The sequence below is a fragment of the Candidatus Brocadia sapporoensis genome (genome assembly GCF_001753675.2).
GTDB classification, from domain to species: Bacteria; Planctomycetota; Brocadiia; order Brocadiales; family Brocadiaceae; genus Brocadia; species Brocadia sapporoensis.
The window spans coordinates 1-9,260 of the sequence record NZ_MJUW02000121.1; the positions used below are offsets into that span (position 1 = coordinate 1).

The following is a 9,260-nucleotide window of genomic DNA, read 5'->3' on the forward strand; positions in this document are numbered from 1 at the left end:
AAGGATATGAAATTTGTCGTAGATGATTTGAGCATGGGGAATGTGCTTGAGAGTGGATTTCCTAAAAGGCTCCCCCATGTCCATAACGACAAGGGAAATGTTTTTCTTCTGACGATCAGAAAGCGTATTATAAAACAAATCCAGGTCTTCTTCTCTACGGCCTTCACCGCCTATCCCTAGGGGACGTCCTTTGTCTAAATCACTGACACAGGTCATATATGCGTGCCCCTTACGGATAGAAATCTCATCTATTCCTATGGCTCTTAGTTTGGTAATTTTGCCAAAACGACTAACAAGCTTGTTCATGTAGTTTATTTCTATTTGCCTGACTTGATACCAGCTAAGTCGTTCCAGTTCAGCTACTCGTTTTACCGTAAGTTTACGACAAAGTCTGCCAATGTGACGTTCATACGCGTGGTATATCGGGTATTAGAGGCAAGCCATGATAATGTCTCTACTTTCACAGCGTTACATTTCTTGCAAAATACACGGCGGTATTCAAACTCAACGTATATCCTGAATGAACCGCTCGAAAGGTCTCTTGTCCGTTTGATTTCACTATCGTAGTATGTCTTCGATGGTGTAGACAAACGGAGCAAACGGTTTTTCTTGACGGTGTACCAGTTTGATGACCCGCGCATAGGGATCACCATAAACGCCGGTTAATTTACTTCGCGCTCGAAATCCATGATGGGAATATAAGTCTAATAAGGTTTTACCGATTTTCATGAATGCTCTTTTCTCTTGTCAGAGGAGTATAACCTACACGTGACAACTTTTTGGAGATCTATTTTACCTGAACACTTTATTTTTTTAAGCTATTGTGAAAGAACTATTATGGAAATTTATCCACACAAAACTTAGAAGACCCATAGTGTTCACATTTTTGCTAATGATGTTAAAATTTTCTTTGGAAGGTTCTGTCTTATGAGGGATGTTTATAACAAGTTCGATTTTATAAAATATAACCATTTCATAATCATATTTAACTTGAGAAAATACCCTAAAAACTCTACACTTATAAAGAGTATTGCTTGAAAACAAACCGTTTACAGACAGATTTTGAGGAGGAGTCGAAATGATTTCAGGACGATTGCATTGGGTGTGTATCTGCTTGGTTAGTTTAGCCGTTACTGTTATGTCCGGATGCCGTATGGATAAAACTCCGCAGGAAGTGGCACGATGCTTTTGGGATGCCATGAAAGTCCAGGACATAGAAAATGTCCGGAAACATACCACAACATCAGCCCACACTATGCTCGATTCATCCCACGAACAATTCAAAGATGCAGATGTGACCTTTGGTAAAATTGTCATTGATGGTGACATTACTACCATTGATACTACACTTCGGTTGCCGAAACACGGTACGGAGACTTTCGTCCAATTCCAAACGGTCCTCAAAAAAGAGAATGGAGAATGGAAGGTAGATTATGCGCAAACAAAGGAAACGATAAAAGAAGACCAATCCTTTTCTGATATATCGAAAAGCCTGGAAGAGTTGAGCGATAAATTGACGGAACATATGAATGAAACTCTTGGAGAGATAAAACAAAAAATGCCTGAATATGAAGAAAAGATGAGAAAACTAGGTGAAGTTGCATCGAAGAAAATGGAAGAGGCATTACAACGCTATACAACGGAAATTAAAAAAGGCATCGAGAAACTAAGTGGAATTTTGGATGAGGTTCTGAAAAAAGAAAGTGGTAACGACAAACAGGAAAAACCGGAAAATGATGTCAAACCGTGAAAGCGGTAAAATGTTATAAAATTACTTTGTGGGCAACAGCTTATGGGTTGCCATTCTACAGGAGAAAATGAAAATAATTATATGTCCTTACGTTAAAGGAGTTTGAGGTGGTAAAATATCGCTATTCGGGACGCGTCGTTCTGTTTCTTCTATTTTTAATTTTTAATTTTTCCGTTTCTGTGTCTGCACATGAAGGGCACGATCAGAATGATGAAACGGTAATTACGATAGGAAAGAAGTCCTATATTCATTTTCAGGCAGTTTTAATGGGGTATCAATACATCTATAGTTATATGGTAAAAGGTGGGGCAAGTGAGATCTCCAGTCTCGCCCAAAATGTGATTGACGCCGCCAATCTGGGTATTCAAAGTGAACCGGAAGGACCCGGCCAACACATGATGCAGCATATTCTTGAAGGGTCGGAAGCATTAAAAAATGCAAAGGATGTGAATGGACGGCGGGAAGCATTTGCCTCCATCAGCAATGCCCTTTTTCCTTTTTTCAAGCAATGGCCAAATCAGCTCATGCGTAGCAGATTAAAAATGTGCCGATGCAAAAGCGGGCATGAATGGCTTCAGCCGGACAATTGTTCCACGGTATGTCCGTATTCCCAGAAAAAATCCTCAAGCTGTTTAATGATTGAGGAAACAAAATATTAAAAGAGGTTTAGTCGCCAGGAAAACCCAATGAGGGCATTCTCAATGCAATGGAAATTAAAAGCAAAAATACAGAATATCGTCTCGTATTTGCCGAAAGCCGCATCTTATAATGCGTATTATTGGATACAAAGGCATTTTGGAGGGTTGCGTCGAGTTAATCCTTTAAAAGCATTGATAGGTGGGATTGAGACTTGGAAGCGAATCAAAAGCCAAGACCGTTCCCCGTCTGGAAAAGTATTTTTTGAGGTCGGAACGGGACGAATACCACTGGTGCCACTGGCTTACTGGCTAATGGGAGCGGAAGGCACCATCAGCATAGATTTGAATCCCTACTTGAAAGAAGAGTTAATCGCTGAAAGCCTTCGCTATATATCTGAGAACGAAGGGGAGGTTCTGAAACTCTTCGGTTCATTGCTCGACAATGACAGATTCAATTCCCTGTTAAACTTTACAAAGAAAACAAGTTTTTCAACAACGGAATTTCTCAATTTATGCCAAACAAGCTACATCGCACCAGGTGATGCTGCCGACACTCGTTTACCAGATAACAGTATTGATTTTCATACTTCTTACACTGTATTTGAGCATATCCCCATAGATATATTGAGGGAAATCATTGGGGAAGGAAATAGGATAATCAGAAAAAATGGTTTGTTTGTTCACCGAATTGATTATAGTGATCATTTTTCTCACTCTGACAAGAGCATATCTGCAATCAACTTCCTTCAGTACGGTGATGATGAATGGCAAAAGTACGCTGGCAATAGATACATGTACATGAACAGATTACGTCACGATGACTTCATTATATTGTTTGAGTCCGCCGGTCATCGTATCTTGGGGTCGTAAACTGATATGGACTTGCACATACAAGAGATTTTGAGAAGCGGGAAGCTACGCTTGAACGATAGATTCAGTTCAAAGCCAGCAGACGTTTTGGCAATTACGGGGAGTTGGATGATAACACAGAAGAACAGCTAATAAGGTGTTTCTCCAGACATGAATTTCGCTTGTTCAATTAGCTTTGCGTTATTCCAAAAAGAATGTTTTACACGGTAATGTTATAAGATGGTTGAAGTTCTTGTGTTTTAATCACGGGCTTTGCTGGTTCAATCGTCCCCGATTGAACCGGAATATTTAATGTTTTGTATTGTGGGTGACATTACAAGACCTGTAGCATAGTTCAAAATCTTTGTTTATCAGCCAGATTGAGTCAGCTCAGGGCTTAGCTCTGTGAGGATAGTATCTGTGAAAAAAGACATCTCCAAAACACCTCCAGTTGTCCTAACCATTGGGCATTCCACGCATACCCTCGAGGTATTCATAAAACTTTTACATGCTCACGATGTAAAACGTCTGATAGATATCCGTACCATTCCCCGTTCACGGCGCAATCCTCAGTTTAACCGAGAAACACTACCAAATAGCCTGAAAGCTGCTGGCATTACTTACACACATATATCAGGACTCGGTGGCCTCCGTCGCCCACGTCCCGATTCACCTAACACAGGATGGCGTAACGCCTCCTTCAGGGGTTTTGCTGATTATATGCAAACGCCGGAATTTAAAAAAAACTTAGAAACACTGATTGAATTGGCAAAGCATGAGCAAGTCGCATTAATGTGTGCAGAGGTTTTACCCTGGCGTTGTCATCGCTCCCTGATTGCCGATGCACTATTGGCCAGAAAAATTACGGTTGAACACATTATGAGTGAGAAGCAGAGGCGGCTCCACAGACTCACACCTTGGGCGGCGGTAAATGGCACATGCATAACCTATCCGCCTGAATCAGCTCAGAACGGTATTGAATTCGGAAAAGAATGTTGAGTTTCGCTGGCAAGTTGGTTATCATCACTCCATATTTCGGGCAATATTAATATCGTTTCCTGAGAAGGTACTTCCTATGACAAAACTCATCAAAAAAAGATCAAAAAAAGCCGGTCTCCCGCCTGGTTCACTTGTCCATATAGGAGAAAAAAAGACTGATAAAACAAAGATTACCATCATCGAATATGATGAAGTGCATTTTCACGAACGGGAGGCAAAAACAATCGAGGAGTGCTTTCCCTTTCGTGACAAGAACCGGCCCACCGTGGCGTGGATAAACATCGATGGGATTCACCAGAGCGAGATATTGGGGAAGCTTGGTGAAGGTTTTGGACTACATCCCCTCATCGTTGAAGACATCCTGAATACCGATCAACGTCCCAAGATAGAGGATTTTGAGACATATAGCTATCTTGTTCTTAAAATGCTGTATTTCAACGCTAAGGACGGCGAGGTTGCCTCTGAACAGGTAAGTCTGATTTTAGGGTATAATTTTATCATTTCATTCCAGGAACGAGAGGCCGATATTTTTCATGTAATCAGTGACAGGATCAGAACCAATAAAGGACGCGTAAGAAAGATGGGTGCTGATTACCTTGCATACTGTCTGCTCGATGCAATAGTTGACAACTACTTTATTATCATGGAAACACTGGGAGAAAAGATAGAATCCCTGGAGAATGAATTAGTTAAAGAACCGAGTCCGGAAATTTTGCCGGCCATCTATAATTTAAAAAGGAACATGATACTATTGCGAAGATCCGTATGGCCTCTGCGGGAGGTAATTGGTGGATTAGGGAGAGGGGGATCTTTACAGATCCAAGAGTCTGTCAAAATTTACCTTAAAGATATCCACGATCACACGATTTATATAATTGACACCTTGGAATCTTTCCGTGAAATGGTTGCGGGGATGCTGGAAATCTATCTTTCAAGCATCAGTAACAGGATGAATGCCGTTATAAAGGTGCTCACCATGATTGCCACCATATTTATGCCACTTACCTTCATTGCCGGTATCTATGGAATGAATTTTAAATACATGCCGGGGCTTGAGTGGCGTTGGGGGTATCCAATGGTCTTGCTCATCATGGCTGGCATAGGCATTGCCATGGTGTATTACTTCAGGAAGAAAAGGTGGTAAGAAACAAACATAAATCGTGTATCAACCACAAACAGCGTTTATCACAAGGGGGAACGTGAAAATAATTCCTTTCTGGTTCAATCGTTTGACTAAATATTCACGACAAAGTCAGCAAGTATGAATCCTCGTGGACATGGATATGTTCTTCTGAACCAGCATTCGCCTGCAGTATTTCTCCCCCTGAGATTTATGCATCAACAGTCCAGTCTGGGTCATATCGAGCGTGGCAGCTTGGGCAAATGAGGATGATCCTGCAGGCCTCTTTTGTTACTCGCACAAACGATGTATGAAACCCATCTTCATACCCGCAATTCGGACACTTGTGAAGTTCCTGTTCTATTTTTATAGATACCGGTTTTGTCGTCTTGTTTTGCATATGTCTGCTCCTTTATTTATAGTCTCTTGTTGGTTCAATCCTGTAGATTAAACCAGCATGTTATTGTTTTTATAATCTATTCCACAATTACGATTAAATAATTATCATTTTGAAAGACTTGGCGTGCCAGGCGCTCCACATCCTGTATGGTAACCTTCTTCAGTTTTTCAATTTCCTGATCATCTGCTTCTGGTCCTTTACCATCGAGCACTTTCATGCTAATATAATAGGACTGGTTTACCCTGTCCAGCCTGCGCATGCCGCGGCGCCCCAAAATGGCATTTATGGTTTTCTGCAGCTCCGGTTCTTCGATCTTTGCTTCACGCATGGAGTGAATCTCTTTGCAAATACCGTTGATTGCCCGTTCTGTGTTTTCTGGCCGTGTACCCATGGATATGCGATACCATTGAGCGCCTTTGTATTTATTGAAGGAAACGCCAATGCTGTACGCCAGACCTTGCTTTTCACGCAGGTTGAAAGCGAGCCTGTCACCAAAAATGGCTTCCATTACAGAGAGCGCCGGCTGATCTTCCTCGCCCACTTCACAGACATTTGCCACAGAGATGTACGATTGCTGTTTTCCCATCTTTTCACGAATTCTGGTACCAAGGGATTTAAACTGTGGCGTAAACGCCGGCGGCTGCCATCCCATCTCACCCCAATCACCCCCTAAATATTCTCTAACCAGCAGTAGTGCCTTTTCAACCGGTATATTAGCGGAGATGACCAGTATCAGATTTGCAGGGTTATAAAATTTATGATGAAAGTTCTGCACATCTTTCAATTGAATCTGTTCAAGGTGTTTCATATCACCGAACAACCAGCTAAAACCTGGGTTTTCTTTGAACAGATTTTCGTAAAAGATTCGTTCTGCAATCTTTGATGTACTCATTTCTGCATTGGCAGAAAGCGACATAACATCCTTTTTTGCTTCAGCAAAGGCCTTTTCTGTAAGGCTGGGCTGTAATATCATTTCCGAAAGCAGTTTCAATCCCTTCTCAAAAAAGGTATCAATTACCTTAAGCCGGATATAAGCAAAACGGGGGTTATGATAATAGTCATCAAAGGGAACAGACGGGTCATCGCACACTTTTATTTCCGCGCCAATTGAGTTGAATGCCTGGTAGAGTGCATCGTCCGGATGTGCTGCCGTCCCGCCGTCAATGAGCATGCGCTGTAAAATTTCTGCCATACCCCATTTTTCTTTTCCTTCGCTCAGGCTGCGCTCCTTTGCCAACAAATGGATACCAGCGACCCGGCTGTCATAACACTCTTTCACCACAACCGTAAGACCATTTTTCAGTATCTCCATTTTGTACTGATTTACCGATTGCGCTTTTAACGGTGCAGCTGTTTTTTCAACGGGAGGGGATATCAAGGTGACCACCGGTGTCTGGATTTTCAGATATTTTTCTGCTATCTTTTGGATTGACGCTGGTGTTACCCTCATTAAACCATCCATATAATTGCGCAAAAGGGTATAACCACCGGCTGCCAGATAGCCAGACTTCATCATGCCGTAGTAGTGCAAACTTTCCTGTAAATACAATTCGTGTGTTACGTGGGCAATTAGCGTTGACTCTACTTCACTTGCCGGAATGACATTTTTTGTCAGGCCTTGCACAGCCTGCACAATCAATTCTACCACACGTCCTGCATTAGCGCTTACCGGTAGTTCCGCTGAGATTTTTAACGTTGAAAAATCACGGTTAAAGTCTATGCATGTATCAATTGTATCAACCAGATCTTTATATTGTTCCTGGTTGAACAGCGTTTTCAGGATGGCATCTTTTCTGTTTCCAAGAAATTCTGATAGCAATACCAGCGCCTGAAAATCATCAGATACCGGCGGTGGCAAGACGTAACCCAGGGTCAGATATTGACGATTCTTTGGAAAATTATCCATACCATTTGCCGTGACTAGCTGTAATTTAACTGGTGGGTTAAGGGCAATAGTTTTGTGCTCTGGTATTGGTCCTGCCGGATATGAACCGTACTTTTCTTTGACTAATTTTACCATCTCAGGGGTTGAAAAATCACCGATTACCATCAAGATCATGTTATTGGGGACATACCAGGTTTGATAATATTCCCATACTCGTTCCCGTTTAAGATGTGTAATCGTGGAAACCGTTCCAAGTATCGGACGTTCGTAGGGCGTCCCGGCATAAAAAATTCTGTGAAAATGGTTGTCGACCTGATATTCAGGCTGATCAGCGTCTTTGCCAATTTCTTCAATAACAATGCCTCGCTCCTTTTCAAACTTTTCATCAGGCAGGGTTGAATTAAAGAGCATATCTGCCTGAATATCCATTCCCTGGGCGATGTACTCTTTCGGCATAAGGATCATGTAGTTGGTGTAGTCCTGGCCGGTATGGGCGTTATTGTAACCACCATAAAAATCCATTTCATCGTAGATCTGTTTCTGTGTTCGTGTCTTTGTGCCGTTGAATAACAGATGTTCAAGGAAGTGGGCTGAGCCGTTGCTGGCCTCATCTTCATTCCGACTACCAGTCTTGACAACGGTAACTGCGGCAATCATGGGACTGGCGTGATTTTCAATAAGGATAACTTCCATGCCATTATCCAGATAGAATACCGAGGCTTGCTGAGTTTCTTTAAACAGAGATGCTATTTGGTTATTTTGGTTTTCTCCGTAACACAAATGACATTCCATCCAATTGAACATGATCAAGATCGCAATAACGTATCTTAAGCTTTTTTGCGTATTCCGTAGGGAACACAATGTTTTCAGTGAGAATTTGAGTATATATGACATGGTTCTTCCCTTTATTTTTATTGTGAACGTTTAAAAAACATCATTCTTTTTATCTGCAAGGATTCAAAATATTTTATCAGGTTTCCGATGAACTTCAAAAACTATCCATTATTTTCAATCCGGATTTTTCGATAATCCTGAACAACTGAAAAATTCAAAGAATCTTAATTCAGCGATAAAATTAAACTTAGAGTTGAAAAGAAGTCTCAAAAGGCCTCAATTTATGTCTTTGATTACAAGGTGGCATGGACATTGTCATGATGGTTTGAAAGGCAGAAGAATTGTGTATTATGTACTTGGATATAATAATTGGCTGAAAGATTTTTTGAGACGTTGGAACGAATCCGACGTCTAACCCGTACGGAATGGTGGGGCAAATATCTTGAAGTTGTCTGGAAGAAACAAGAAACCGGAGCATAAAAGATGCGGATAAGAAAGAGGTATATTCAGATTCTGTGTCCTTTCGTGAGTTTTCAATAAAAAAGTGTCGGGATATTCGTAAACGGAGTTTGCCTGCGTGGAAGGTATCGGGAAAAAAAGGCTGTAAAAATTTGCGAAGTTATTGTATGAGTTTGTCGGATGTGAATGGAGAGTTACATTAAGTTGAGGTTTTTGTGCCTTGGACGATAAGAGATTGTATATTTTCATTGAAAATAAAATTGAGTAGATGTCAGCATTGTCCGGTTAGGAAATTGCGTAATACAGGTATCAAGAAAAACGAGAAA

General features: G+C 41.3%; 9 protein-coding genes. 5 read left to right on the forward strand and 4 right to left on the reverse strand.

The annotated features are described in order from the left end of the window. Both BIY37_RS12455 and BIY37_RS13250 read right to left on the reverse strand, forming a co-directional pair. Nucleotides 1–306: transposase (locus BIY37_RS12455; protein WP_143299277.1), on the reverse strand; the 306-nt coding region annotated here is incomplete at its 3' end. Between the two features lie 62 nt (nt 307–368). Continuing rightward, nucleotides 369–653: a transposase gene (locus BIY37_RS13250; RefSeq protein ID WP_143299278.1), complete on the reverse strand. Its 285-nt coding sequence runs from the start codon at nt 651–653 to the stop codon at nt 369–371. 425 nt (nt 654–1,078) lie between these two features. On the opposite strand from BIY37_RS13250, the gene BIY37_RS12460 reads away from it, so the two are divergent. The 5 genes from BIY37_RS12460 to corA all read left to right on the forward strand — a co-directional run bounded on the left by BIY37_RS12460 (nt 1,079) and on the right by corA (nt 5,380). Beyond that, nucleotides 1,079–1,750 carry a hypothetical protein gene (locus BIY37_RS12460; protein WP_070068171.1) on the forward strand — a complete coding sequence of 224 codons (672 nt, stop codon included), beginning with the start codon at nt 1,079–1,081 and terminating at the stop codon, nt 1,748–1,750. Between the two features lie 107 nt (nt 1,751–1,857). Then, the gene (locus tag BIY37_RS12465; RefSeq protein ID WP_070068172.1) at nt 1,858–2,409 is read left to right on the forward strand and encodes a hypothetical protein; all 552 of its coding nucleotides are present in this window, start codon (nt 1,858–1,860) and stop codon (nt 2,407–2,409) included. A gap of 42 nt (nt 2,410–2,451) precedes the next feature. Continuing rightward, entirely contained in the window at nt 2,452–3,258 is an 807-nt protein-coding gene (locus BIY37_RS12470; protein WP_179129401.1) for a methyltransferase domain-containing protein, read from the forward strand. 399 nt (nt 3,259–3,657) lie between these two features. After that, nucleotides 3,658–4,236, forward strand: coding sequence for a DUF488 domain-containing protein (locus BIY37_RS12475; RefSeq protein WP_070068174.1), 579 nt, complete (start codon nt 3,658–3,660; stop codon nt 4,234–4,236). Nucleotides 4,237–4,312: 76 nt separating this feature from the next. Then, nucleotides 4,313–5,380 (forward strand): magnesium/cobalt transporter CorA, encoded by a 1,068-nt coding sequence (gene corA / locus BIY37_RS12480; RefSeq protein ID WP_070068175.1) that lies wholly within the window; start codon nt 4,313–4,315, stop codon nt 5,378–5,380. 187 nt (nt 5,381–5,567) lie between these two features. On the opposite strand, the gene BIY37_RS12485 is transcribed toward corA, so the two are convergent. Together BIY37_RS12485 and BIY37_RS12490 are read right to left on the reverse strand one after the other, a co-directional pair. After that, entirely contained in the window at nt 5,568–5,756 is a 189-nt protein-coding gene (locus BIY37_RS12485) for a hypothetical protein (RefSeq protein ID WP_070068176.1), read from the reverse strand. 76 nt (nt 5,757–5,832) lie between these two features. Continuing rightward, complete coding sequence (locus BIY37_RS12490) at nt 5,833–8,445, reverse strand: M16 family metallopeptidase (protein WP_179129402.1); 2,613 nt, start codon at nt 8,443–8,445, stop codon at nt 5,833–5,835. Nucleotides 8,446–9,260: the final 815 nt, after the last annotated feature.